This window comes from Ruegeria sp. SCP10 (assembly GCF_040329495.1).
Lineage (GTDB): Bacteria > Pseudomonadota > Alphaproteobacteria > Rhodobacterales > Rhodobacteraceae > Ruegeria.
The window spans coordinates 1-22,464 of record NZ_JBDZYF010000002.1 but is presented as its reverse complement, the minus strand read 5'-3'; the positions used below and the strand labels follow the sequence as shown (position 1 = coordinate 22,464).

23 protein-coding genes and 1 tRNA gene are annotated in these 22,464 nt (G+C 56.7%); 18 read left to right on the top strand and 6 right to left on the bottom strand.

Annotation, left to right across the window (positions count from 1 at the left end; genetic code table 11):
- Positions 1-72 precede the first annotated feature (72 nt).
- From ABLN87_RS06475 to ABLN87_RS06425, 11 genes are all read left to right on the top strand, one after another.
- The gene (locus tag ABLN87_RS06475) at positions 73-939 is read left to right on the top strand and encodes an AAA family ATPase (RefSeq protein WP_353008419.1); all 867 of its coding nucleotides are present in this window, start codon (positions 73-75) and stop codon (positions 937-939) included.
- Positions 939-2,129: a vWA domain-containing protein gene (locus tag ABLN87_RS06470; protein WP_353009240.1), complete on the top strand. Its 1,191-nt coding sequence runs from the start codon at positions 939-941 to the stop codon at positions 2,127-2,129. The genes ABLN87_RS06475 and ABLN87_RS06470 overlap by 1 nt, the downstream gene beginning before the upstream one ends.
- An 11-nt stretch (positions 2,130-2,140) precedes the next feature.
- Entirely contained in the window at positions 2,141-2,953 is an 813-nt protein-coding gene (locus ABLN87_RS06465; protein ID WP_353008417.1) for an XdhC family protein, read from the top strand.
- A 107-nt stretch (positions 2,954-3,060) separates the two neighbouring features.
- Positions 3,061-3,513, top strand: coding sequence for an SRPBCC family protein (locus tag ABLN87_RS06460; protein WP_353008416.1), 453 nt, complete (start codon positions 3,061-3,063; stop codon positions 3,511-3,513).
- 142 nt (positions 3,514-3,655) lie between these two features.
- Complete coding sequence (locus tag ABLN87_RS06455) at positions 3,656-4,681, top strand: LacI family DNA-binding transcriptional regulator (RefSeq protein ID WP_353008415.1); 1,026 nt, start codon at positions 3,656-3,658, stop codon at positions 4,679-4,681.
- 94 nt (positions 4,682-4,775) lie between these two features.
- Positions 4,776-6,077, top strand: a complete 1,302-nt coding sequence (locus tag ABLN87_RS06450; protein WP_353008414.1) for an ABC transporter substrate-binding protein — start codon at positions 4,776-4,778, stop codon at positions 6,075-6,077.
- 107 nt (positions 6,078-6,184) lie between these two features.
- Positions 6,185-7,051 carry a carbohydrate ABC transporter permease gene (locus tag ABLN87_RS06445; RefSeq protein ID WP_353008413.1) on the top strand — a complete coding sequence of 289 codons (867 nt, stop codon included), beginning with the start codon at positions 6,185-6,187 and terminating at the stop codon, positions 7,049-7,051.
- A 12-nt stretch (positions 7,052-7,063) separates the two neighbouring features.
- Positions 7,064-7,894: a carbohydrate ABC transporter permease gene (locus ABLN87_RS06440; RefSeq protein WP_353008412.1), complete on the top strand. Its 831-nt coding sequence runs from the start codon at positions 7,064-7,066 to the stop codon at positions 7,892-7,894.
- A 12-nt stretch (positions 7,895-7,906) separates the two neighbouring features.
- Complete coding sequence (locus tag ABLN87_RS06435) at positions 7,907-8,911, top strand: ABC transporter ATP-binding protein (RefSeq protein ID WP_353008411.1); 1,005 nt, start codon at positions 7,907-7,909, stop codon at positions 8,909-8,911.
- Complete coding sequence (locus ABLN87_RS06430) at positions 8,908-9,681, top strand: L-iditol 2-dehydrogenase (protein ID WP_353008409.1); 774 nt, start codon at positions 8,908-8,910, stop codon at positions 9,679-9,681. Before ABLN87_RS06435 ends, ABLN87_RS06430 begins: the two co-directional genes overlap by 4 nt.
- Positions 9,681-11,177, top strand: coding sequence for a mannitol dehydrogenase family protein (locus tag ABLN87_RS06425; protein WP_353008407.1), 1,497 nt, complete (start codon positions 9,681-9,683; stop codon positions 11,175-11,177). Before ABLN87_RS06430 ends, ABLN87_RS06425 begins: the two co-directional genes overlap by 1 nt.
- A 44-nt stretch (positions 11,178-11,221) precedes the next feature.
- Here the strand turns inward: ABLN87_RS06425 and ABLN87_RS06420 are convergent, their stop codons facing one another.
- Positions 11,222-11,665 carry a c-type cytochrome gene (locus tag ABLN87_RS06420; RefSeq protein WP_353008405.1) on the bottom strand — a complete coding sequence of 148 codons (444 nt, stop codon included), beginning with the start codon at positions 11,663-11,665 and terminating at the stop codon, positions 11,222-11,224.
- Positions 11,666-12,123: 458 nt separating this feature from the next.
- On the opposite strand from ABLN87_RS06420, the gene petA reads away from it, so the two are divergent.
- From petA to ABLN87_RS06405, 3 genes are read left to right on the top strand one after another with little or no spacing between them, the layout of a single operon-like run.
- Positions 12,124-12,708, top strand: a complete 585-nt coding sequence (gene petA / locus ABLN87_RS06415) for a ubiquinol-cytochrome c reductase iron-sulfur subunit (RefSeq protein ID WP_170534380.1) — start codon at positions 12,124-12,126, stop codon at positions 12,706-12,708.
- A gap of 14 nt (positions 12,709-12,722) precedes the next feature.
- Positions 12,723-14,054: a cytochrome b gene (petB, locus tag ABLN87_RS06410; protein ID WP_170534382.1), complete on the top strand. Its 1,332-nt coding sequence runs from the start codon at positions 12,723-12,725 to the stop codon at positions 14,052-14,054.
- A 17-nt stretch (positions 14,055-14,071) separates the two neighbouring features.
- Positions 14,072-14,860 (top strand): cytochrome c1, encoded by a 789-nt coding sequence (locus ABLN87_RS06405; protein WP_170534384.1) that lies wholly within the window; start codon positions 14,072-14,074, stop codon positions 14,858-14,860.
- Between the two features lie 144 nt (positions 14,861-15,004).
- Here ABLN87_RS06405 and mtaB read toward each other — a convergent pair whose 3' ends face one another.
- Both mtaB and dapF read right to left on the bottom strand, forming a co-directional pair.
- A complete protein-coding gene (mtaB, locus tag ABLN87_RS06400) occupies positions 15,005-16,261 on the bottom strand; it encodes a tRNA (N(6)-L-threonylcarbamoyladenosine(37)-C(2))-methylthiotransferase MtaB (protein ID WP_353008403.1) in 1,257 nt (418 codons plus the stop codon).
- Positions 16,258-17,100, bottom strand: coding sequence for a diaminopimelate epimerase (gene dapF, locus ABLN87_RS06395; protein WP_353008402.1), 843 nt, complete (start codon positions 17,098-17,100; stop codon positions 16,258-16,260). Before dapF ends, mtaB begins: the two co-directional genes overlap by 4 nt.
- 210 nt (positions 17,101-17,310) lie before the next feature.
- Between dapF and ABLN87_RS06390 the strand changes: the two genes are divergently transcribed.
- Positions 17,311-17,386, top strand: a tRNA-Lys gene (locus tag ABLN87_RS06390).
- Between the two features lie 369 nt (positions 17,387-17,755).
- On the opposite strand, the gene ABLN87_RS06385 is transcribed toward ABLN87_RS06390, so the two are convergent.
- The gene (locus ABLN87_RS06385) at positions 17,756-18,421 is read right to left on the bottom strand and encodes a helix-turn-helix transcriptional regulator (protein ID WP_353008401.1); all 666 of its coding nucleotides are present in this window, start codon (positions 18,419-18,421) and stop codon (positions 17,756-17,758) included.
- Positions 18,422-18,990: 569 nt separating this feature from the next.
- On the opposite strand from ABLN87_RS06385, the gene ABLN87_RS06380 reads away from it, so the two are divergent.
- Positions 18,991-19,365, top strand: coding sequence for an antibiotic biosynthesis monooxygenase family protein (locus ABLN87_RS06380; protein ID WP_353008399.1), 375 nt, complete (start codon positions 18,991-18,993; stop codon positions 19,363-19,365).
- Positions 19,366-19,698: 333 nt separating this feature from the next.
- On the opposite strand, the gene ABLN87_RS06375 is transcribed toward ABLN87_RS06380, so the two are convergent.
- Positions 19,699-20,535: a dienelactone hydrolase family protein gene (locus ABLN87_RS06375; protein WP_353008398.1), complete on the bottom strand. Its 837-nt coding sequence runs from the start codon at positions 20,533-20,535 to the stop codon at positions 19,699-19,701.
- A gap of 127 nt (positions 20,536-20,662) precedes the next feature.
- Between ABLN87_RS06375 and ABLN87_RS06370 the strand changes: the two genes are divergently transcribed.
- The gene (locus ABLN87_RS06370) at positions 20,663-21,064 is read left to right on the top strand and encodes a winged helix-turn-helix transcriptional regulator (protein WP_353008397.1); all 402 of its coding nucleotides are present in this window, start codon (positions 20,663-20,665) and stop codon (positions 21,062-21,064) included.
- Positions 21,065-21,375: 311 nt separating this feature from the next.
- On the opposite strand, the gene ABLN87_RS06365 is transcribed toward ABLN87_RS06370, so the two are convergent.
- The gene (locus ABLN87_RS06365; protein WP_353008396.1) at positions 21,376-22,002 is read right to left on the bottom strand and encodes a TetR/AcrR family transcriptional regulator; all 627 of its coding nucleotides are present in this window, start codon (positions 22,000-22,002) and stop codon (positions 21,376-21,378) included.
- A 94-nt stretch (positions 22,003-22,096) separates the two neighbouring features.
- Here ABLN87_RS06365 and ABLN87_RS06360 point away from each other — a divergent pair.
- Positions 22,097-22,464, top strand: a 368-nt coding sequence (locus ABLN87_RS06360; RefSeq protein ID WP_353008395.1) for a nuclear transport factor 2 family protein, incomplete at its 3' end; no start/stop codon positions are given.

Sequence of the window (22,464 nt, the reverse complement as noted above, 5' to 3'; positions counted from 1 at the left end):
GAACGGAGGGGGCCAGCCCCCTCCGAACCTCCCCCGGGATATTTTTAGCCAGATGAAGAATGGACCCTGGTTTTGACCTTGAAAGATGTACAAAACGGATTGGCCGCGCAAGACTACGTCGCCGATGATCGGTTGGCGATGGCGCTGCATCTGGCGCAAGCCTTGGGACGACCTTTGTTGCTGGAAGGTCCTGCTGGCGTTGGGAAGACCGAGGTGGCCAAGGCAATGGCCGCGTGGCGTGAGGCGCGTTTGATCCGCTTGCAATGCTATGAAGGGCTGGATGCAAGCCACGCCATCTATGAGTGGAACTATCAGCGCCAACTTTTAGCTATCCGAGCGAGTGAAGCAAAAGGTGGGGTTGGTGAGGCAGAGCTATTTTCGGATGCCTACCTGCTCAAAAGGCCTTTGTTAGAGGCTATATCTGAAGAAACGCCCCCGGTTTTGTTGATTGATGAGATTGATCGGGCGGACGAGGAGTTTGAGGCGTATCTGCTGGAGATACTGTCGGATTTTCAGATCACGATTCCGGAGCTAGGAACCGTTACAGCCCGATCACGGCCAACCGTGATCTTGACGGCCAACGGAACGCGGGACTTGTCTGACGCGTTGCGACGACGGTGTCTGTACAGTTTCCTCGACTACCCGTCGAAGGAAACCGAAATGGCGATCCTGCGGGCACGAATGCCAGAGGTTGAAGGGATTCTGGCGCGGCAGATCATTGGGGTCGTGCAAGCGTTGCGCAAAGAAGAACTGGAAAAAACACCAGGTATTGCCGAGATGCTGGACTGGGCGGCGGCCTTGTCTGGTCTTGGGGTCAATGATCTGGCGAAATCCCGGGATGAGGTGCAGGCGACTTTGGTGTGTTTGCTCAAGACAGCTGCTGACTATGATGCTGCCCCGCCAGAAGTGATGGATCGGCTGATTGGGAAGGTGGCGTGATGCAAGTCACTCGGTTCCCCTCGCGCGCCGCAGGGTTTGCAGACCGTATGTCGGGCTTCATTGCACATCTGCGCATGAACGGCCTTCATGTGGGGCCGCGGGAAACCGGTGATGCGATCGCGGCTTTGTCCGCAGTTGAGGCAACGGATTCCGAACAGGCACGTCAGGCTTTGTGCGCGCTTTTGGCGGGCGATGCAGAGGATTGGCGTCGGTTCGACGATCTTTTTGACGCCTACTGGTTCAACGCTGGCAAACAGCGCTCGGGTTCGTCCAAAACCACACATGTCAGGGTACAATCGGCGAAGCCCATGATCTGGCAAAGCCAAAACACAGGGGCAGAAGAGCCTCAGGCTGAAGCGGATGCAGAAGCTGCTGTACCGGAAACGGGCGCGGGTGACGCTGAGGGGATCGATGGGCAGCTGATTGCAACCCAGACGACAAACCTATCCCGCCGCGATCTTCGTGAATTGATGGATGAAAAGAGTCTAAAACAGGCGGAAACGGCTGCTTTGAGGCTTGCGCGAGCCATGCGGGATCGGCGTTCGCGCAGACGAAAACAGGCGCTGAGAGGTCCCGCGCTGGACATGCGACGTATTCAGCGGGCAAGTCTTGCGCGGGGTGGAGAGCCATTGGACCTGTATCGCCGCGCCCGACCACCGCGCCCGACGCGGATCGTTGCGTTGTGTGACGTGAGCGGTTCGATGACCGTGTACTCTCGCGTGTTCCTTGCCTTTCTAAAGGGCCTAATCGGTAGCGGGACTGAAGCCGACGCTTATCTGTTTCATACACGGCTGATGCGGGTCACCGACGCGTTGCGGGATCATGACACACTGCGGGCCGCTGGGCGGTTGTCGCTTATGGCCGAGGGATTTGGTGGCGGCACCGATATCTCTGGCAGCCTTGAAACCTTTCTGAACGGGTATGGCGCGCGCGCCCTGAATGGGCGGACGATCGTGCTGATCCTGTCGGATGGCTATTGCAGCCAGGACCCCGAGGCGCTGGGCCGTGCCCTTGCAAGGATCCGACGCAAGACGCGGCGCATTGTTTGGTTGAACCCGCTCAAAGGGTGGAAAGACTATCAGCCCATCGCGGCTGCCATGCAGGCGGCAGAACCCCATCTGGATGCGCATCTACCCGCCAATACGCTCGACGCTTTGGCGGCACTTGAACCCGAGTTCCGCAAGCTTTGAAAGGCTCTAATATGGCGAATTTCGACATCTTTGACAGAATTGAGCAGTTGCGACAGAGCGGTCAGCCTTTCTGCGTCGCGACAGTTCTGCGAACTGCGGATGCGACCTCGGCCAAGGCGGGGGGCAAGGCTTTGATCAATTGCGATGGAGAGATTTCGGGCCATCTGGGCGGTGCCTGTGTACAGCGGGCTGTTCGCGCATCGGCGCAAGCAGCGCTGGCGAGTGGTGTACCGCAGATGATCCGCGTCAAACCTTCGGAAAAGGTGGTGAGCATGACGGACCCGGATGATGTGCAAACCTTCAAAAGCGGGTGCCCATCTGGCGGCACCGTTGATCTTTTGGTCGAACCCTACCAACAGACCCCGCGATTGGTGATCTTCGGTGACTCGCCCATTGCTTCGGCCTTGGCCGCCCATGGCGCATTGGCAGGGCTGCGTATTTATCTTGAGGATGGCGCTGTTGCCTCGGACGACTATGACCGGTTTTCACTCGATCAGGTAGAAGACTTGGGGATTGAGGGGCGCGACTTTGCTGTTGTCGCCTCTCAAGGTCGCAATGATGGTGCTGCACTTCGGGCTGCGCTGAATAGTTCTGCCGATCGTGTGTCGATGGTCGCCAGCCGCCGCAAGGCTGATACGCTGTTGGCCAAACTTATTAGTCAGGGCATGGACCCAATGCGCGCTGCGCGCCTTAAGTCCCCAGCAGGGTTGGATATTCATGCAATTGACCCGCACGAGATCGCCCTGTCGATCCTGGCTGAGATCGTGCTTTGGCGAAACAGTGATACCGCACAGGAGGTTTCGCATGATGAAAGGCTTGCTTAAGCTATGCCGCGCGACGTGGCCGAAACGCCCAGATCTTAGCCTGAAGGAAAAAGAAGAGCTGGCGCTGATCGTGTTCCCGAGATGCTGTTGAAAAAGGAAAGACTTAAATGGAACTGAGTGACGAAATCCGCATTTCGGCCCCGCGTGACGTGGTGTACAGGGCCCTGAACAATCCGGAGATCTTGCAGGAATGTATCCCCGGCTGTGAAGAGTTGACGCAAACCGCACCCGAGGAGCTTGAGGCGAAGGTGGTTCTGAAGATTGGCCCGGTCAAAGCCAAGTTTGCGGGTCAGGTGACGCTGGATACGGCCAAGGCGCCGGATGGGTTTTCGCTTACTGGCGAAGGCAAAGGCGGGGCTGCCGGGTTTGCCAAGGGCGGCGCCGACGTGACCCTGACCGAGGACGGGGATGAGACCATACTTGCCTATACCGCGAAGGTGGATATCGGCGGTAAAATCGCACAGCTGGGCAGCCGTTTAATCGCCGGAACAGCCAAGAAACTGTCAGGAAAGTTCTTCACACGGTTTAGTGAGATTGTGTCAGAGCAGGGGGTTTCCTGACACGAGCAACACACAGAATTCAACACCGTTCAGCCAACAAGACAGAAATAGCGGCACGCGCCGCTATTGATTTTTTACCGCGCGTAAAGAAAATGAAAAGCTGTGACAAGATACAGGCAGCAAGGGTCCGCAAGCGGTAGGCATGACGAAAATCAAGAACATGGAAGAATTCGCGGCGCTGAGCGGTATCTCAAGGCCGACGGTTTCGAAGTACTTCCACGACCCCGAGAGCGTTCGGGCCTCGACCCGGGCGCGGATCGAAGAAGCGCTGGAACAGTTTGACTATCGCCCCAACATCTATGCGGTGAACCAGAACCGCAAGCTGACCAAGAATATTGGCATCGTAGTGCCCTATCTTGTCGATCCCTTTTTTGCCGAGATTGCGCGATATCTGGAACAGAGCTGTATCGCTGCGGGCTATCGACCGTCCCTGTTCAGTTCACATGGTGAGCAGAAACTGGAGAATGAAATTCTTGACAGTTTGCGCTCGCTGAAACCGGCGGGCGTGCTGTTGGCCCCGTTAGGGCGTGCTTCGGATCGGTCTCAGATCGAAAAGTTCTGCGCCGATGTACCGACGGTTCTGTTTGACAGCAACCTAGAAGGGTTGGGTGCAGCATTTATTGGATCGGACAATTTCAGCTTTGTCTCTCAGACGGTCGAATACATGACTCGGACGGGCGAACCGCCATCGTTCTTTGAAATGAGAACGCCGGCGAATCCCAACGCCAACAAACGGCGCAAGGCCTATGTCGAGGTAATGGAGCGTTTGGGCTTTGAGCCCCATGTCATCAAGATCGATGGTGAAGGCTGGGCCTTTGAAGAGATCGGCCACAAGGGTGCTATGAAAGTTCTGGAACGGGGCCTTCTGCGCACGGACTCAGTCCTTTGCAGCAATGATCGCCTTGCCATTGGCTTTCTGGCGGCCTGCTACGAACAGGGGATTCGGGTGGGAAGGCAACCGGATTGCTCGCTTCGCGTCGCATCAAACGACGGTCATCCCTTTGCGAAATTCACATGCCCATCTCTGACGACCGCTGCGCATGACTATGATAACGTGGCCGGGCGCGGCGCCGAAACCTTGTTCGAACTCATTGAAAGTGGTGGAAAATTCAGCGACCGAACCGAGACACTGTTTCCTGCCAGGCTGATATTACGGGAATCTGCCTGACACTCATATTTAACGCGCGTAAAGTTTTTATTGACGTCGCGACAATTTTGGAACTACCCTCTCTGTACGACATCCAAGCTCAGGGAGGACAGGGATGTATCTGAAGAACGCACTTCGTGCGGCGACTGCACTGACATTCGTCGCTACGGCAGCGGCCCATGCACAAACCATAACGATCGCCACCGTCAACAACGGCGACATGATCCGGATGCAGGGCTATACCGACAATTTCACCGAAGCGACCGGCATTGATGTGGAATGGGTGACGCTGGAAGAAAACGTGCTGCGTCAGCGCGTGACCACTGACATCACCACCAAGGGCGGTCAGTTCGACATCATGACCATCGGCATGTACGAGACCCCGATCTGGGGTGCCAATGGTTGGTTGGTGCCGCTGGATGGTCTGTCGGAAGACTATGATGTTGGCGACATCCTGCCCGCAATGTCAGGCGGTCTGAGCCATGAGGGAACGCTGTACGCGGCCCCGTTCTATGGCGAAAGCTCAATGATCATGTACCGCACCGATCTGATGGAAAAAGCTGGTATGGAAATGCCAGATGCCCCGACATGGGAGTTCATCCGCGAAGCTGCTGCGGCGATGACCGATCGCGACGCTGACATCAACGGCATCTGCCTTCGCGGTAAGGCCGGATGGGGTGAGGGCGGTGCCTTCATCACTGCGATGTCCAATTCCTTTGGTGCGCGCTGGTTCGATGAAGATTGGAAGCCACAGTTTGATCAGCCTGAATGGGCAGACACGCTGAACTTCTACGTGGGAATGATGAACGAATCCGGTCCGGCAGGTTACGCCACTAACGGATTTAACGAGAATCTGTCGTTGTTCCAGCAGGGCAAATGCGGCATGTGGATCGACGCAACAGTTGCGGCATCTTTCGTGACCAATCCGACTGACTCGACAGTCGCGGATAGCGTCGGTTTTGCACTTGCACCAGACACCGGGCTCGGCAAACGTTCGAATTGGTTGTGGGCCTGGGCTCTGGCAATTCCAGCCGGTACTGAACAGGCGGACGCAGCCAAACAGTTTATCGAGTGGGCTACTTCAAAAGACTACATCGAGCTGGTGGCGGAAAACGAAGGTTGGGCCAACGTACCTCCTGGCGCGCGTACCTCGCTGTACGAAAATCCGGATTATCAGGCTGTTCCGTTCGCCAAGATGACGTTGGAATCGATCCTGTCAGCTGATCCGAACAATCCGACTGTAAAGCCAGTGCCTTACGTTGGTATTCAATTTGCCGCGATCCCTGAGTTTGCGGGCATCGCAACACAGGTAAGCCAAGAGTTCTCAGCAGTTTATGCCGGACAGCAGACGGTGGAAGAAGCCCTTGCCAAAGCGCAGGCCTTCACAGCCGAAGAAATGGAAGCCGCAGGTTACTAAGGCTTCCCTCCCGTGGGGGACAGGCGATCTGTCCCCCGCTCCCCACTTTCACAATTCGCGTTTTTCTCGCAGGCTAACCCAGTGCCTGAACAGAGAGGTATTGCATCATGGCGACCCAACATTCCCGATCCGTTGCCCGGCTGATGATGGCACCTGCAGTGGTCTTGCTGCTTGGCTGGATGCTCGTGCCTCTGACGATGACCCTGTATTTTTCCTTCAAGAAATACCTGCCCCTGCGCGGTGGTGATCTGGGCTGGGTCGGCTTCGACAACTACGTTCGGTTCGTATCATCCAGCTCTTTCTGGCCCGCGGTTCAAGCAACGCTGATGATTGTCGGAGGGGTTCTGGTGATCACCGTTGTCCTAGGCATCCTTCTGGCGATGCTTCTGGACCAACCGATGTGGGGCCAAGGAGTTGTCCGCATCCTCGTGATCGCGCCCTTCTTCGTCATGCCCACAGTGTCTGCGTTGGTCTGGAAGAACATGTTCATGGATCCGGTCAACGGCCTGCTGGCGCATCTGTGGCGCTTCTTCGGGGCCGAGCCGGTTTCATGGCTGTCCGAGGCGTCGATGACCTCGATCATCATGATTGTATCTTGGCAGTGGTTGCCCTTTGCAACGCTGATCCTGCTGACCGCGATCCAATCGCTGGACAGTGAGCAGTTGGAAGCGGCCGAGATGGACGGCGCGCCGGTCCTGAAACGCTTTTACCACATCGTCCTGCCGCATCTGAGCCGCGCGATTACCATCGTGATCCTGATCCAGACGATCTTCCTGTTGTCGATCTTCGCCGAGATCTTCGTGACAACCGGCGGCGCATTCGGCACCCGCACCCTCACCTACCTGATCTTCCAGCGCGTGTTGGAAAGCCAGAACGTCGGCCTCGGATCAGCCGGAGGTGTCTACGCAATCATCCTAGCCAACATCGTTGCGATCTTCCTGATGCGCATCGTCGGCAAGAACCTGGACGCGTGAGGAGGTAAGACCATGGCCCGCGCCGTCACGACACAACGCAAAACACTGAACACCGCCATTGCTTGGGGGATCGGCCTGCTGATCTTCTTCCCGATCCTCTGGACCATCCTGACCAGCTTCAAGACCGAGGCAGAAGCCATTGCCAGCCCGCCGCTGTTCCTGAACTTCAACTGGACGCTTGAGAACTATGCCGTCGTGCAGGAACGTTCGGACTATATGCGGTTCCTGTGGAACTCGGTCATCATCGCGGGTGGTTCAACCATTCTGGGCGTGATCATCGCCGTGCCTGCCGCGTGGGCGATGGCCTTTGTACCATCCAAGCGAACCAAGGACATCCTGCTGTGGATGCTGTCTACCAAGATGTTGCCTGCAGTTGGTGTTCTGTATCCGATCTACTTGCTGTTCATTCGGCTTGGGCTGCTGGATACGCGCGGCGGGCTGGTGGTTGTTCTGATGCTGATCAACCTGCCGATCATCGTCTGGATGCTCTACACCTACTTCCGTGAAATTCCCGGCGAAATTCTGGAAGCCGCACGGATGGACGGAGCGACGTTGAAAGAGGAAATCCTCTACGTCCTGACGCCCATGGCCATTCCCGGCATTGCCTCGACCGTGTTGCTGAACTTCATTCTGGCATGGAACGAGGCGTTCTGGACCCTCAACCTGACTGCCGTCGACGCGGCACCTCTGACGGCCTTCATCGCCAGCTACTCCAGCCCGGAGGGCCTGTTCTTTGCCAAGCTCAGCGCGGCCTCGACTATGGCGATTGCGCCAATCCTGATCCTTGGCTGGTTCAGCCAGAAACAACTTGTCCGCGGCCTGACCTTCGGCGCTGTGAAATAAGGAGCACTCCTCATGGGACGCATACAACTCAAGTCCGTGACCAAAAGCTTCGGCGACGTGCAGGTCATTCCACCGTTGGACCTGACCATCGAAGACGGCGAGTTCACCGTCTTCGTCGGCCCCTCGGGTTGCGGTAAGTCCACCCTGCTGCGGCTGATCGCAGGCCTGGAGGATATCACCTCGGGCTCCATCGACATTGACGGCGCGGACGCCACCGATGTCCCGCCTGCGAAGCGAGGGCTGGCGATGGTGTTCCAGTCCTATGCGCTTTATCCGCATATGACAGTGCGTAAGAACATCGCGTTCCCGTTGCGTATGGCCAAGCTGGACCAGGCTGAGATCGACAAGCGCGTCGAAGGGGCCGCCAGCGTTCTGAACCTGACCGATTATCTGGACCGCCGTCCCGGACAGCTCTCCGGCGGACAGCGCCAGCGCGTTGCCATTGGGCGCGCTATCGTGCGCGAACCGGCGGCGTTTCTGTTCGACGAACCTCTGTCGAACCTCGACGCGGCCCTTCGCGTTGGCATGCGGCTAGAGATCAGCGAACTGCACGAACGCCTCGCCACCACTATGATTTACGTGACCCACGATCAGGTCGAGGCGATGACAATGGCCGACAAGATCGTCGTCCTTCAGGCCGGTGTGATCGAACAGGTGGGCTCGCCTCTGGAGCTCTATCGTACCCCGCGAAACTTGTTTGTGGCAGGCTTCATCGGCTCGCCCAAAATGAATTTCATCGAAGGCGAAGAAGCTGCAAAACATGGCGCGCAGACGATTGGTATCCGGCCCGAGCATATCACTGTATCCGAGAGCGGCGGTACGTGGTCCGGTGTTGTCGGCGTGTCCGAACATCTTGGATCGGACACGTTCTTCCACATCCATGAAACCGGGCTGGCCGAAACCATAACCGTCCGCGCGGATGGTGAGGTCGGGTTCCGGCACGGGGATCGTATTCACCTGACCCCGCGCGCGGACGTCATTCACCGATTTGACATCAAAGGATTGCGGATTGAATGAAACGCTTGGCGGGCAAAACGGCGTTGATCACAGGCGCGGCGCGCGGGATTGGGCTGGCTTTTGCCAAAGCCTATGTCTCTGAAGGCGCGCGCGTGGCATTGGCTGATATCGATATCGCCCGCGCTCAAATGGCCGCAAAGGAGATCGGCGAAGCCGCGATTGCGATTGAGATGGATGTCACCAACCAACACAGCATTGATTCTGCGATCGCGCAAACGTTGGATGGTTTTGGTCGGATCGACATCCTGATCAACAACGCCGCGATATTCACTGCCGCGCCGGTCGTTGAGATTGAGCGTACCGACTATCAGCGCGTCTTCGATATCAATGTCTCCGGCACTTTGTTCACCCTGCAGGCTGTCGCACGGCACATGATCGAACAGGGGATCAAAGGCCGCATTATCAACATGGCGTCGCAGGCCGGGCGACGCGGAGAGCCCTTGGTCGCCGTTTATTGCGCCAGCAAGGCGGCCGTTATCTCGTTGACCCAATCCGCCGGGCTGAACCTGATCCAACACGGCATCAATGTGAACGCGATCGCGCCGGGTGTGGTGGATGGCGAGCATTGGGACGGGGTCGATGCATTCTTCGCAAAGCACGAGGGCAAGCCACCGGGACAGAAAAAGCGCGAGGTCGCCGCCGCAGTTCCACATGGCCGTATGGGGCGTGCCGAGGATCTGACCGGGATGGCGGTATTTCTGGCCTCGGATGAAGCAGACTATGTCGTCGCACAGACCTACAACGTGGATGGTGGAAATTGGATGAGCTGATGGATCCATTGGCGCGCACTCATACACCAGTGAAGTTGCGGTTGGACAATCTGTCCCGGCTTCCCGTGGATGTTAAAACGCCCCGCTACCGGCGCGAAGATCTGACGCCCGGTATTGTCCATATTGGTCTTGGCAATTTTCACCGCGCGCATCAGGCCTGGTATATCCACCGGCTGATGCAGCAGGGTCTGGCGATGGACTGGGCCATCATCGGTGCAGGTGTCCGCAGCTATGACGCAGAGTTGCGGGCAAAGCTGATTCAGCAGGATTGCCTGACAACATTGGTTGAACTTGATCCGGCGGCCTTATCCGCCGAAGTGATTGGCCCGATGATCGACTATGTGCCGATTGAGCCCCGCAACGGGCCGCTGATAGAACGGATGTCAGACCCCGCCATCCGCATCGTGTCGCTTACCATTACCGAGGGCGGATATTATCTGGACGCCAAAACGGGGGCGTTCGATACGGAGCATGATGATATTCGCCATGATGCGCAAAACCTGGAACAGCCGCGCACCGTTTTCGGCGCACTTGTTGCTGCGCTGAAGCGTCGGCGCGCTGCCGGTCATGCGCCCTTCACGGCGCTCAGCTGCGATAACCTGCAAGGCAACGGTGCGATCCTGCGTGACTGTGTGGTCGGGCTTGCGCGCTTGTCCGATCCCGGTCTTGCGGAGTGGATCGACCAGGCTGGGGCCTTTCCAAACTCGATGGTGGATTGCATCGTGCCTGCCACGTTGGAAGACCTTCGCAGCCAATGTCAGGCGCTGGGCATCACAGACGCCGCCCCGGTTTCGCACGAGAACTTCCGCCAATGGGTGATCGAGGATGATTTCTGCGCCGGGCGTCCACCTTTGGAAACGCTTGGGGTGGCGATCACCAAAGATGTGCATGCCTATGAGGCGTTGAAGCTGCGCATTCTCAATGGTGGTCACCAGATCTTGGCCAACGCGGGTGAAATTCTGAACCTGCCCACGATTTTGGACTGCCTGCAGGATGCAGACCTCTCGGCCTTTTTTCGCAAGGTCCAGATCGAAGAGATACTGCCTCATATCAAAGGTGTGCCCGAGACCAGCCCAGATGCGTATCTAAAGCAGGTCGAGCGCAGGTTTCTGAACCCGACGATCCGTGATTCCACACGCCGTGTAGCCTTTGATGGATCAGCCCGGCATCCGGGGTTTCTGTTTCCATCGCTTCGCGATGCGATATCCTCGGGTGCGTCCTTGTCAGGGTTGGCCTTGGCCGAAGCCTTCTGGTGCCGCATGTGCGCTGGCGTGCGCGAGGATGGGATCACGATTGCGCCTAATGACCCTATTTGGCCAGACTTGCAGGCCGCTGCACACGCGGCTCGGGCAAATCCCGCACAATGGCTGGATGTGGCCAACCTCTATGGCGAGATAGGGCAGGACCCACGGTTTGTCCAAGCCTTCGCCGATTGGCTGGATTGTATCTGGCAAGAGGGGAGCCGCGCCGCAATTGCCAGATATGTCAGGTCGTAATACCCCGCGCGAAATCGGGGCACCTTCACTTAAGACCACCCTGCCTAGTCGCCGAAGGTGGCCAGATAGGCGGTAATATCTTCCGCGCCTTTTTTGAGCTTAACGCTCATGTTTGGGCGGGCGGACTCGTCGTTCAGATACTCTTTGATGAAACCGATCGGGTCCTGCGAATAGGCGATAATGTTGGCTTCGGTCCAAACCAGACCTTCCTCACCAGCGCGGATCATGTCATCGGTGAACATGCCGATAGGCAGACGTTCACTGCCATTGCGGTAGTCGTTCTCGGTTCCGGCAACACGGCCGACTACGCCATATAGATTGGGGCCGGTGATTCCACCTTTCACCAGAACTTCGCCATCCTTGATAATCGCGTGGCAGGATGAACAACGGTTATAAAGCTGTTCGCCTTTGACAGGATCACCGGAGGCGGCGGCCTGGGAAGACAGGGCAATCGTTAACAGAACGGCAGCCAAGGGGGGTTTTGACATCGTAGTCTCCTGATTGACGTTCGCGCAGGGGTTGATGTCTGATGTATCTGAGCGAAGCGCAACGAAAATCCGCCGGATTTTGCGCCGCCAAAATCATCTATTTCAGGGGTATTATTTGTTGCGAAACAAAGGGATATTCACATACCTGATCGTGCCCGGTTTCGAACCAATCTTACAAAAGCTAAGGACAGTGAAACAGGCAAAGCTGATGCCGGGACGTGCAGAAAGCTGGCCCGAATCAGGCCCATTCGATTCGTTTTGTTGGCAAGCAGAGTGATATAGAATCACCAAAAAACCCGGTGTGTCGTGACAAAATACACAGATGCGGCGTATTGCGCGTTTATGACCGCTGGACGAATACTAATTGCGTCGGTAGACAACGCGGTTAAGACACCGCATTCGTGCGGTGTACGAGCTATTTGCCCGCACGCGGGCGCCAGACAATCGGAGATTACCTCGTGTCCCACGCAGAAGACCACGAAGGCACCCGCAGAGATTTCCTGTACTACGTCGCTGGCGGCGCAGGTGTCGTTGCCACCGGGGCAGCCGTATGGCCCCTGATCAACCAGATGAACCCATCCGCAGATGTTCAGGCCCTGTCCTCGATCCGCGTGGATGTAAGCGGGGTTGAGCCGGGTACGCAATTGACCGTCAAGTGGTTGGGCAAGCCGGTTTTCATTCGTCACCGCACTGGCGCAGAAATCGCCGAAGCGCAAGAGCAGGATGCCGAGGGTGTGGATGCCTTGCCGGATCCGCTGGCGCGTAACTTTAACCTGAACGCCGATGCACCCGCAACTGACGCGAACCGCGTTATGCCCTCGCCCGAAGGCGAAGCGCCGGGCGCATGGATTGTTCAGATGGGTGTGTGCACGCACCTGGGCTGTGTGCCGCTGGGTGATGCTGGGGACTTTGGTGGCTGGTTCTGCCCCTGCCACGGCTCGCACTATGATCTGGCCGGTCGTATCCGCAAGGGTCCCGCGCCTGAAAACCTGCCTGTTCCGCCTGCGGAATGGGTCGACAATTCGACAATCCGACTCGGCTAAGGGAGACCCAACTTATGTCCGGAATTCCCCACGATCACTACGAGCCGAAGACAAATGGCGAAAAGTGGCTGCACAGCCGCCTGCCCATCGTCGGCCTGCTGTATGACACCCTGATGATCCCGACCCCCAAGAACCTGAACTGGTGGTGGATCTGGGGCATCGTTCTGGCGTTCTGCCTGGTGCTGCAAATCGTTACCGGTATCATTCTGGTGATGCACTACACCCCGCATGTTGATCTGGCCTTCGCCAGTGTCGAGCACATTATGCGCAACGTGAATGGTGGTTATTTCATCCGCTATCTGCACATGAATGGCGCGTCGCTGTTCTTTGTCGCGGTCTATATCCACATGTTCCGTGGCCTCTACTACGGTTCGTACAAAGCCCCGCGTGAGATCACGTGGATCATCGGGATGCTCATTTACCTGATGATGATGGGCACGGCCTTCATGGGCTACGTTCTGCCCTGGGGTCAGATGTCCTTCTGGGGTGCGACCGTGATCACCGGGCTGTTTGGCGCGATCCCGTTTGTGGGTGATGCGATCCAGACTTGGCTGCTGGGCGGACCGGCGGTGGACAATGCCACGCTGAACCGCTTCTTCTCGCTGCACTATCTGCTGCCGTTTATCATTGCGGCGCTGGTTATCGTGCATATCTGGGCTTTCCACACCACCGGCAACAACAACCCGACGGGTGTTGAAGTTCGCCGAGGCTCGAAAGCCGAGGCTGAGAAAGACACGCTGCCCTTCTGGCCCTACTTCGTGATCAAGGACCTGTTCGCACTGGCTGTTATCATGGTCGTGTTCTGGGCCATCGTTGGTTACATGCCGAACTACCTGGGTCACCCCGACAACTATATCGAGGCTAACCCGCTGGTTACGCCTGCGCATATCGTTCCCGAATGGTACTTCCTGCCCTTCTACGCGATCCTGCGTGCCTTCACCGGCGAAGTCTGGGTTGTTCAGTTCGCTAGCTTCATCACCGGCGGCATCGTCGATGCCAAGTTCTTTGGTGTGGTTGCCATGTTCGGCGCGATCCTGGCGATGGCGCTGGCCCCGTGGCTGGACACGTCGAACGTGCGTTCGGGTCAGTATCGCCCGATGTTCAAATGGTGGTTCCTGCTGCTGATCGTCGACTTCTTTGCCCTGATGTGGCTGGGTGCGATGCCTGCGGAAGAACCCTATGCGACCTTCTCGTTGATCGCGTCGGCCTACTGGTTTGCCTATTTCTTCGTGATCCTGCCCGTACTTGGTGTGATCGAGAAGCCGCTGCCACAGCCTGAAACGATCGAAGAAGACTTTAACGCGCATTATGGCAAGGCTGACGCCGAAGCCACGCCGGCCGAGTAAGAAGAGGGACCGGAAACATGTTCAAGAAACTTGCAATCGGTGCCGCGTTTGCCCTGGCCCTTGCGCCTGCCTCTACCTTTGCGGCAGGTGGCGGTGAGCAGCATATCGAAGACTATGCGTTCTCGTTCGAAGGGCCGTTTGGTACTTGGGATGAATTCCAGCTGCAGCGCGGTCTTCAGATCTACACCGAGGTTTGCGCGGCCTGTCATGGCCTGCAATATGTGCCTCTGCGTGATCTCGAAGCGCTGGGGTACTCGGAAGAACAGGTGATCGCTTATGCGGCCGCCAACTTTGAGGTGTTCGACCCTGAGCTGGACGATTTCCGCCCGGCGATTCCGACCGATCACTTCCCGGCCAACACAGGGGTTGGTGCACCTGACCTGAGCCTTATGGCCAAGGCGCGTGCAGGGTTCCACGGACCTTATGGTTTGGGGATCAACCAGCTGGTCAAAGGCATGGGTGGCGCAGAATACATCGCGTCCCTGCTGAATGGCTATACGGGAGAAGAGAAAGAAGAGGCGGGAACCATCCTGTACGAGAACAAAGCCTTCCCCGGCGGCTGGATCTCGATGGCACCGCCTCTGTCGGATGAGCAGGTCGAGTTTGCCGATGGTCACGCAAATGACGTTGAGCATATGTCGGAAGACCTGGCTGCGTTCCTGATGTGGACAGCCGAGCCAAAGTTGATCGACCGTAAGAATGCCGGTTTTGTCGGCGTGATCTTCCTGACGGTTCTGTCTGTACTGCTGTATCTGGTGAACAAGCGCCTTTGGGCACCGCATAAGGGCAAAGCGCGTAAGGACTGATCGTTCTTATCGGATTGGAATTGGAAACCCCCGCACCATCAGGTCGCGGGGGTTTTTGCTTTAAGGATGGGCTGAAGGGGCCAGCCCCTTCTTGGCCTTTGGCCAATTCAACCCCGGGATATTTTTGGCCAGATGAAGAGTGGATCAGGCTGTTAGCTGTGTCGCAGTGTGACCGGTGACCGTTGCTGTTACGATCTGGCCTTCGACTTGGGGCGCATCAAAGGTCACTTCGGTAAATTGTTCGGTTCGGCCCATATGCGGATTTTCCATCAGGACTTGATGGGTTTTGCCGATCTGGGAAGCGAGATGTTTAACAACTTGAGTCTCGCCTGCTTTGCGCAGGCGGGCGGCGCGGGATTTGATGATCGTGCCGTTGACCTGCTGCGGGATGCGTGCCGCAGGGGTGCCGTCGCGTTTTGAATACGGAAAGATATGCAGCCAGGTCAGATCACATTCAGTGACCAGTTTCATAGAATTCTCGAAATGAGCTTCGGATTCAGTGGGGAACCCGGCGATGATGTCAGCGCCAAAAGTCATCTCGGGTCGCAGTTTGCGCGCCTCTTCGGTAAAGCGGATGGCGTCGTCACGAAGGTGGCGGCGTTTCATCCGTTTCAGGATCAGGTCGTCGCCGTGTTGCAGGGACAGGTGTAGATGCGGCATCAGGCGCGGCTCGGTCGCGATCGCCTGCATCAGGTTCTCGTCCACTTCGATGGAATCGATCGAGCTGATCCGCAGGCGCGGCAGATCCGGCACCAGCTTCAGAATGCGCATAACCAGATCACCCAGCTTGGGCTGCGCAGGCAGGTCCGCGCCCCAAGAGGTCAAGTCAACGCCGGTTAGCACAACCTCGTTGTATCCGCTATCAACCAAACGCTTGATCTGATCCACTACGACGCCTGCGGGCACACTGCGCGAATTGCCGCGGCCATAGGGGATGATGCAGAAAGTACAGCGATGGTCACATCCGTTCTGCACCTGCACGTAGGCTCGGGATCGTGTGCCGAAGCCATCGATCAGATGACCGGCGGTTTCAGTGACGGACATGATGTCATCAACCTGAAGCGCCTCGGTCTCACCTATGAAATCGGCGGCCATCCCCTTCCAGGTATCGGGCCGCATCTTTTCGGTGTTGCCGATGACCGCGTCGACCTCATCCATTTTAGCAAAGGTCTCAGGTTCGGTTTGTGCCGCGCAGCCGGTGACAATCAGGCGCGCGTCAGGGTTTTCCCGCCGCAGCCTTCGGATTTCCTGGCGGGCTTTGCGGACGGCCTCGGCCGTCACCGCGCATGTGTTCACCACGACCGCGTCGGTCAGGCCAGCTTGCTGCGACAATTCCTTCATCGCCTCGGTTTCATAGGCGTTGAGGCGGCAGCCCAGGGTGGTGAACTTTGGGGCGCTCATCCGAAAGACCTTAGGAATTCTGGTGTCAGGGTGCCGGAAAACACGTGGGCCGTTGGCCCGGTCATCCAGACGCCATCGTCGCGCCAGTCGATCCAGATGGTACCGCCATCCAGTTCGATTTGGACCTTGCGGCCTGTCAGCCCACGGCGCGCGGCCGCGACCGCTGTAGCGCAGGAGGACGAGCCCGAGGCCAGAGTGATGCCAACGCCCCGCTCCCACACCCGCATCCGGATATGGTCTTTACCGATGATCTGCGCCACCTGCACATTTGTGCGCTGGGGGTAGAGCGGGTGGTACTCGTACCGTGACCCGAATTCAGTGAGCGGAATCGCCTCGGCGTCTTCAACAAAAAACGTGCAATGCGGATTGCCCATGCCGGTGGCCGTGGGCGCGCCTTCGATTGGCAGTTCCAGCGTATCCATTTCTTCTGCCAAAGGGATGTCACGCCAATTGAGCTGCGGTTGCCCCATATTGACTGAGGTCAGCCCATCGCCCGCATCTTTGGCCGCGAGAGAGCCCCGTTCGGTGGTCAGTGAGAGCTCGGATTTTCCAGCCTCGTCCATTAGAAACCGGGCAATGCAGCGCGTGGCGTTGCCGCAGGCGGCCGAGGTTGAGCCATCGGCGTTATAGAACACCAGATGCGCATCCTCAGCGCCGTTTTCGATAACAGCCAGCTGATCAAAGCCAACGCCAAACTGGCGATGCCCGATGGCCTTGGCCAGAGCCGGGGTGATCGATGACGCATGTTCGCGCGCATCGACAATGACGAAGTCATTGCCCAGCCCATGCATCTTCATGAAGGGCAAACCGGTATCGAGTCTCTGTTGCATGGCGGGCATATAACGTCGGTGGAATGATGAATCCACCCTGTCGCCACGATTCGTGAAAAAAGGTCTTGACCCCCCGCGCCACCTGCCTAAGTAGGCCGCCTATCGGGTCGCCGGAAACATCTAAAACACAGGCGAAACGAGGTGTGAAATAAGGTCTTGAACCTGATCGGGAAAATACCTTACAGAGCGCCACGGATCATCAAGATCCAACAAAAGAGTGGGCCGTTAGCTCAGTTGGTAGAGCAACTGACTTTTAATCAGTGGGTCGCAGGTTCGAATCCTGCACGGCTCACCACTTTTCATAATTGTGACGACTCGTGATGTTTGATCATTCTGGTCATGTTTTTGGTCATTGTGGTCACTAAGTTTGGCCATTCGCCGGTTTAGGTATGACGGTTCGTGATGTTTGGTCATCCTTGTCATGTTTTGGTCATTTCTTCTTTAAGCAAGTTGCAAGGATTTGCTAACTGAGATGCCAGGCATGAGCCCTTGGATTACGTCTTCAGCCGTCACTAGTCATTCATCGTGTCAAACTACGCCGCAGAGCAGACTCACCCAACCGGTCGTTCGCTGCGCCCGCGAGATCTGGGCATTGTCCGACGTCGGCAACGCGGACGGAGCGGGCGTTCGCTGCGCTTGCGCCAATATCGGCTTATGGTGCAACTCAGCCTGTTGAATCCGGACGATACTGACCTGGTGTCACGCCAAGTTTTTTGCCGAAAACCGTCGTCATGTGCGCCTGGGATGAAAACCCACATGCGTAAGCAATATCAGCCAAGCTGTCAGACTGTGACACCAGCAAATTCGTCGCCCGCGCAATCCGTCGGTCGAGGATGTATTGGTAAACCGAGATACCGGCTGTGTTTCGAAAGGCCTTCGCAAAACGCGTCGTTGCCATGCCACTGTATAAGGCAAGGTCTGTGACACTGATCGGGCCCTCCAGGCGATCCTCGATTGCTGCACGGGCCGCATCAAATTCATGCTTTGAAATGCGTTCGTTCTCTCGCCCAACCGACATTGATCTTCCTGTCATTGATGCTATCAGGCGCAGCTCGATGCAACTGACAAGATGCTCCATATACGCCTCACCCTCGACACGGCCTGACAAGAAGTATCGACGCATTTCTTGTGCTAAGGCACCGATCGCAGGGTCAATAAGGTCAGAGGCAAAACAAAGCTCTCTCAACGAGCCGTTTGAAACCGATTGCGCCTGCGAGAGCATCTTTCCAGGATCATAGGAAATGAACACGGTTTCGCCGGTTTGAGCGCTGGACACTTCGCGACAGTCAGCACCTGCTGGTGCAAAGACACATCCGTTTTTCGGCGTCACCAGTTTTCTCAGCTTGTCGGATGCGTATGCAACCTCGGACTCAGCATACCTAAGATTTATTGCCACAACGTGCTCTTCCAGTCTGTTGAAACAGTCATAGGCAGCGTGAGTCCCGCTCAGGTACTCAACGAACGCTCCTGGCGTCCTTTCGATGAGGCCACCGACATTGAATGAAGGGTTCTCAGGGGTCATCAGGTCAGACAGAGTGTGGATCGCCTCATTAAGGTTTAATTCTCAAGCCGCGCCATTCGTTGCTCGACGCCGCAAACGCACCCTACCACGGCCTTTATGGAAATGATTTCAAATTTCTGCAGTCATGCAATGGGCCGGCCAGACAGGCCATTTTCCGATGGCGGGCTGCGGAGTTTCGCCATGGCCAGATAAGCAGGAAGAGAAGTCGCCGGGTAATCCCTTCAACGGTCACAGCAGGAATGTGAAACGCGCCGACCGCTTGAAATCAACGATGCGGGTCTTTGCTTATCACTCAGCGAACCAGCAAAGTATGTTGAAAGGAACCCATAATGCTAGTCTCAAACAGAATTGCGATCCCGCTTGCAGTGTGCGCAGCGATGTCTTTTTCCGCAACCGCCAGCGCCGACCAAAGGCAAACTGCGTCGATTGCAGCAAACGAAAACATACTGACGATGGTCAACGTCCTCACTCCCGAACCTGGTAAGCAAGACGCCGCGATCCGCCTGCTTCAGGCCGGAATGTCTGACGAGATGAGTGCGCAACCTGGCTTCATTTCGTCGACGATCCATCGAAGCTTGAACAGCGAACACGTTGTTGTTTATGCGCAGTGGCGCGACCAGGCATCGGTCAATGCTGCTGTTGAGGTCATTCAAAGCGGCGGCGCGCCAAACATGGCGGAAGTGTTCGCAATCGCGTCACCAGATTTTCACCCGTACAATGTTGAATCGGTTCATTCTGCAAAAGGCGATTGACTAGCGTAGATGGGTTTGGCTTGCCATATGACGCCAAGCCCATCTACGAGCCTGTTATCCCAATTCTTCGACGTAAACGCTTGGGTTGATGAGGACAGCGAAAGGCAAGTTCCGCGGAAAAAGAAGTTTTGTGCACGTCGTGTAACTGACTGCACTATAGATGCAGGAATGAACATCGACTCCCGTCAGCGGACTTCGGCCACCTTGCGAAGATCTGGGAGGTATGGGCTCTCCGCAGGCCTTAGCCGAAAGGCGTTCGGATGACGGTACGGCGGGACGAAGTTGCCTTCCACCCAAACCACAGGAATGACGGCTTCCAAAAGCTTGCATCGCTTATTTGTCTACAAGGGATGACATGAGGTAAGCCACAATCCTGTCGCGAGCCGCAAGGGTCGGTTCGCCGTCGCGATCAATCAGATGCTGCGTCACAACGCTATGTGGTGACTGGATGTGCTGAGCAAAAAACGGGGATGTGTTCGGGTTTGCGGCACTGTCTGGCAACACAGTGCCGTCGAAGTGATCGCCGAACGCCTGTGCGTAGGTTTCGAACCGCGCGGCCATACAAAACTTGTCACCATCGAAACGGTAGGCCTTTACGGTCAGATCATCTTGTTGAAGGCGCAAAGCGATGGCCTTAGCATCATCGTCAGACATCTCGATTGCGGCCGGATCATCAAGTGGTAGTGAGGGCTGGCACGCCACCGCGGCCTTCAGTGCAGGCTCGATCATCATCGAAATCGCAAAATTGCCGGTAAAGCACATTCCGACAGCCCCCACCCCTGATCCGCCGCACTCCAGATAGGCTTGCCTTGCCAGGGCCTTCAACCATGCGACAACGGGGCTTGTTCCGCCGCCAGCCATCACGCGAAACTCGCGCGATACACAGACGCGTTGGAAAATTTGACCGCCTTCATCGGCCAGCGGGACTGCGCCGTCCCGCCCGAAAAGGGATGGCATGTAGACAGTGAAGCCTGCGTCCCGCACCCAACGAGCGAACCGTGCAACCTGTGGCGAGATGCCGGGCATCTCGTGCATGACGATGACCGCGGGTCCTGACCCAGCGACGTGCACAACCTTTGTGGCATCTAGCAGCTTCACTTGGTGTTGCGCGAAATCAGCGAGAGGATCATCTTTGGTCAAGGAGGTTAGACCGGCGTTGTTGTTGGACATTAGCGAATCCTCAGTCTAAATTGCAAACTCAGCCTTAACCAATCAAACCTAAGTCCATATGTCAAACCCAGATAACAACACCCGCCGAATTCGTGCTCGTGCTCCGGTTCCATTGGACCGGTGCGGAATGGCCAAGGCGTCAGACATACTCGGCGACCGCTGGTCGCTTTTGATCCTGCGCGAGGCTTTCTACGGGGTCATGCGGTTCGCGGATATCCAGGCAGATATTGGAGCTCCACGCTCGGTTTTGACTGATCGGCTTACCAAACTCGTGGACCATCGTTTGCTGGAACGTTTTGAATATCAGGAGGATGGCTCACGCCCGCGACACGCATACAGACTAACAGATCGCGGCAAAGAGCTTGGAGTTGTCTTTCTGGCGATGAAACAGTGGTGGGACAAGAGTGACGATCAGGAGCCAACTGTTAGATTTGTTCCGGACGGTTCCGAGCAGCCAGTGAAAGTGGTATTGCGGGATGATCGCGGACAAGAGGTTGACCTAACCGAAATCCGAGTCCGAATTGATTAAGAATGCGTTCCGTCGGTCGCCTCCTGAACTTTGTCTAAAGTTTCCCTGCTCTGCCTCGTCCGAAATGCAGCCATTGGTGTGGCCCGCAGCATCAGTCGAAATGGGCTCTGTCCGGCCGTTCCCCGCTAAGCGGCAACTCAGCCTCCCGCCCAAGCTACTGGCTGAACGGACGGCCCAAAGCCGACCTCTAGCAGCCGACCTCGATGCTGCGGTTGCGTCCGCTTTCCGGACATTCGCTGCGGCAGCAAAATTGAGATGATGTCGAACTCACAGTTTGCGGGACGAAGCTGACCTTACGGTCAAGTGGGCAGTTATGGTTTTACTGCGAATGAAACTGCTCGCTTAACCTGTTTACGATGCGCATCTTCATCATAATGGGATAGGCCCAATAAACACTTCTGGAAAAGGTCGCCCAACACCAAGGCATCAAACTCTTCTGCCCTTCGCGCCGCAGCTGCTTCAGAAAGATCGAGCTGCGTGCGCAGGAAGTCTGCCACCACCTTTTGGGCGGACGCGCGCCCTCTGTCCTGAAACGCCTTGGCCAATTCCGGAGCGCGTTCGGACGACATGATGATTGCCTTGTAGAGTTGCAGACTCGCGGGCGACATCAGCGCCGCGCCGAACTTCATGCCGAAGTCTTCTAATGTTTCAGTCAGATCCTCCTTTTTCGAGACAGATAGACTGCGAAAATTAAAACCGTCCAGAAGCGAAAGGATGAGCGCCTCCACTAAGGCATCGCCCGATCCAAAATGCCGGTAGATGGTCATCTTTGATACTCCGGAACGGGCCGCGATCGCGTCGACGGTGGTCGCCTCGTATCCCGCCTCACAAAGCTGCCCGCGGGCGGCCGCAAGGATATCCCGCCGCTTTTGATCAATGCGCGCATTGCGGGGGTCGCCGTCCGCAAACCCTCTGAGAGATGGCTCTTTCTTGGACATTGTGCTTCGAGGAATCCTAAATGTTGACTCGATACTTTTCAGTATCGTATGAGGGATTCGATACGCAATAGTATCGCATCAAATGGAGAGTGAAATGCAAACCTATGAAGAACTCTGCGGTCTGGGACATCTCTTTGCGGAGATCGCCAGCTCAGGAGACGCCACCCGTTTCGCTGAGCTTGTCCGGCCCGATTACGTCAACCACAATCCCTACGTTGAACAGGGATTGGACGGCGTGATTGGTTTCTTTGGACACTTCATGCAGGCTGTCCCGGACCTTAAAGTCACAGCCCAAAGCGTTTTGGCAGATGTCGACAACCAAGCAGTGATCGGGCGCTATACGTACTCCGGTGAGCCTCCCCAACTGAGCTGTTCCACCGCTATGTTTAGGAAACGGAGGACCACGAATGGCAAACAAGCGACCGAAGCCCGAAGAGATTGTCTCGAAGTTACGGCAGGTTG

Excerpts from the sequence above, each read along its gene's own strand:
- ABLN87_RS06470 (WP_353009240.1), top strand. The coding sequence starts at position 939 with ATGCAAGTCACTCGGTTCCCCTCGCGCGCCGCAGGGTTTGCAGACCGT.
- ABLN87_RS06465 (WP_353008417.1), top strand. The coding sequence starts at position 2,141 with ATGGCGAATTTCGACATCTTTGACAGAATTGAGCAGTTGCGACAGAGC.
- ABLN87_RS06460 (WP_353008416.1), top strand. The coding sequence starts at position 3,061 with ATGGAACTGAGTGACGAAATCCGCATTTCGGCCCCGCGTGACGTGGTG.
- ABLN87_RS06455 (WP_353008415.1), top strand. The coding sequence starts at position 3,656 with ATGACGAAAATCAAGAACATGGAAGAATTCGCGGCGCTGAGCGGTATC.
- ABLN87_RS06450 (WP_353008414.1), top strand. The coding sequence starts at position 4,776 with ATGTATCTGAAGAACGCACTTCGTGCGGCGACTGCACTGACATTCGTC.
- ABLN87_RS06445 (WP_353008413.1), top strand. The coding sequence starts at position 6,185 with ATGGCGACCCAACATTCCCGATCCGTTGCCCGGCTGATGATGGCACCT.
- ABLN87_RS06440 (WP_353008412.1), top strand. The coding sequence starts at position 7,064 with ATGGCCCGCGCCGTCACGACACAACGCAAAACACTGAACACCGCCATT.
- ABLN87_RS06435 (WP_353008411.1), top strand. The coding sequence starts at position 7,907 with ATGGGACGCATACAACTCAAGTCCGTGACCAAAAGCTTCGGCGACGTG.
- ABLN87_RS06430 (WP_353008409.1), top strand. The coding sequence starts at position 8,908 with ATGAAACGCTTGGCGGGCAAAACGGCGTTGATCACAGGCGCGGCGCGC.
- ABLN87_RS06425 (WP_353008407.1), top strand. The coding sequence starts at position 9,681 with ATGGATCCATTGGCGCGCACTCATACACCAGTGAAGTTGCGGTTGGAC.
- ABLN87_RS06420 (WP_353008405.1), bottom strand. The coding sequence starts at position 11,665 with ATGTCAAAACCCCCCTTGGCTGCCGTTCTGTTAACGATTGCCCTGTCT.
- petB (WP_170534382.1), top strand. The coding sequence starts at position 12,723 with ATGTCCGGAATTCCCCACGATCACTACGAGCCGAAGACAAATGGCGAA.
- ABLN87_RS06405 (WP_170534384.1), top strand. The coding sequence starts at position 14,072 with ATGTTCAAGAAACTTGCAATCGGTGCCGCGTTTGCCCTGGCCCTTGCG.
- mtaB (WP_353008403.1), bottom strand. The coding sequence starts at position 16,261 with ATGAGCGCCCCAAAGTTCACCACCCTGGGCTGCCGCCTCAACGCCTAT.
- dapF (WP_353008402.1), bottom strand. The coding sequence starts at position 17,100 with ATGCCCGCCATGCAACAGAGACTCGATACCGGTTTGCCCTTCATGAAG.
- ABLN87_RS06380 (WP_353008399.1), top strand. The coding sequence starts at position 18,991 with ATGTCTTTTTCCGCAACCGCCAGCGCCGACCAAAGGCAAACTGCGTCG.
- ABLN87_RS06375 (WP_353008398.1), bottom strand. The coding sequence starts at position 20,535 with ATGTCCAACAACAACGCCGGTCTAACCTCCTTGACCAAAGATGATCCT.
- ABLN87_RS06370 (WP_353008397.1), top strand. The coding sequence starts at position 20,663 with ATGGCCAAGGCGTCAGACATACTCGGCGACCGCTGGTCGCTTTTGATC.
- ABLN87_RS06365 (WP_353008396.1), bottom strand. The coding sequence starts at position 22,002 with ATGTCCAAGAAAGAGCCATCTCTCAGAGGGTTTGCGGACGGCGACCCC.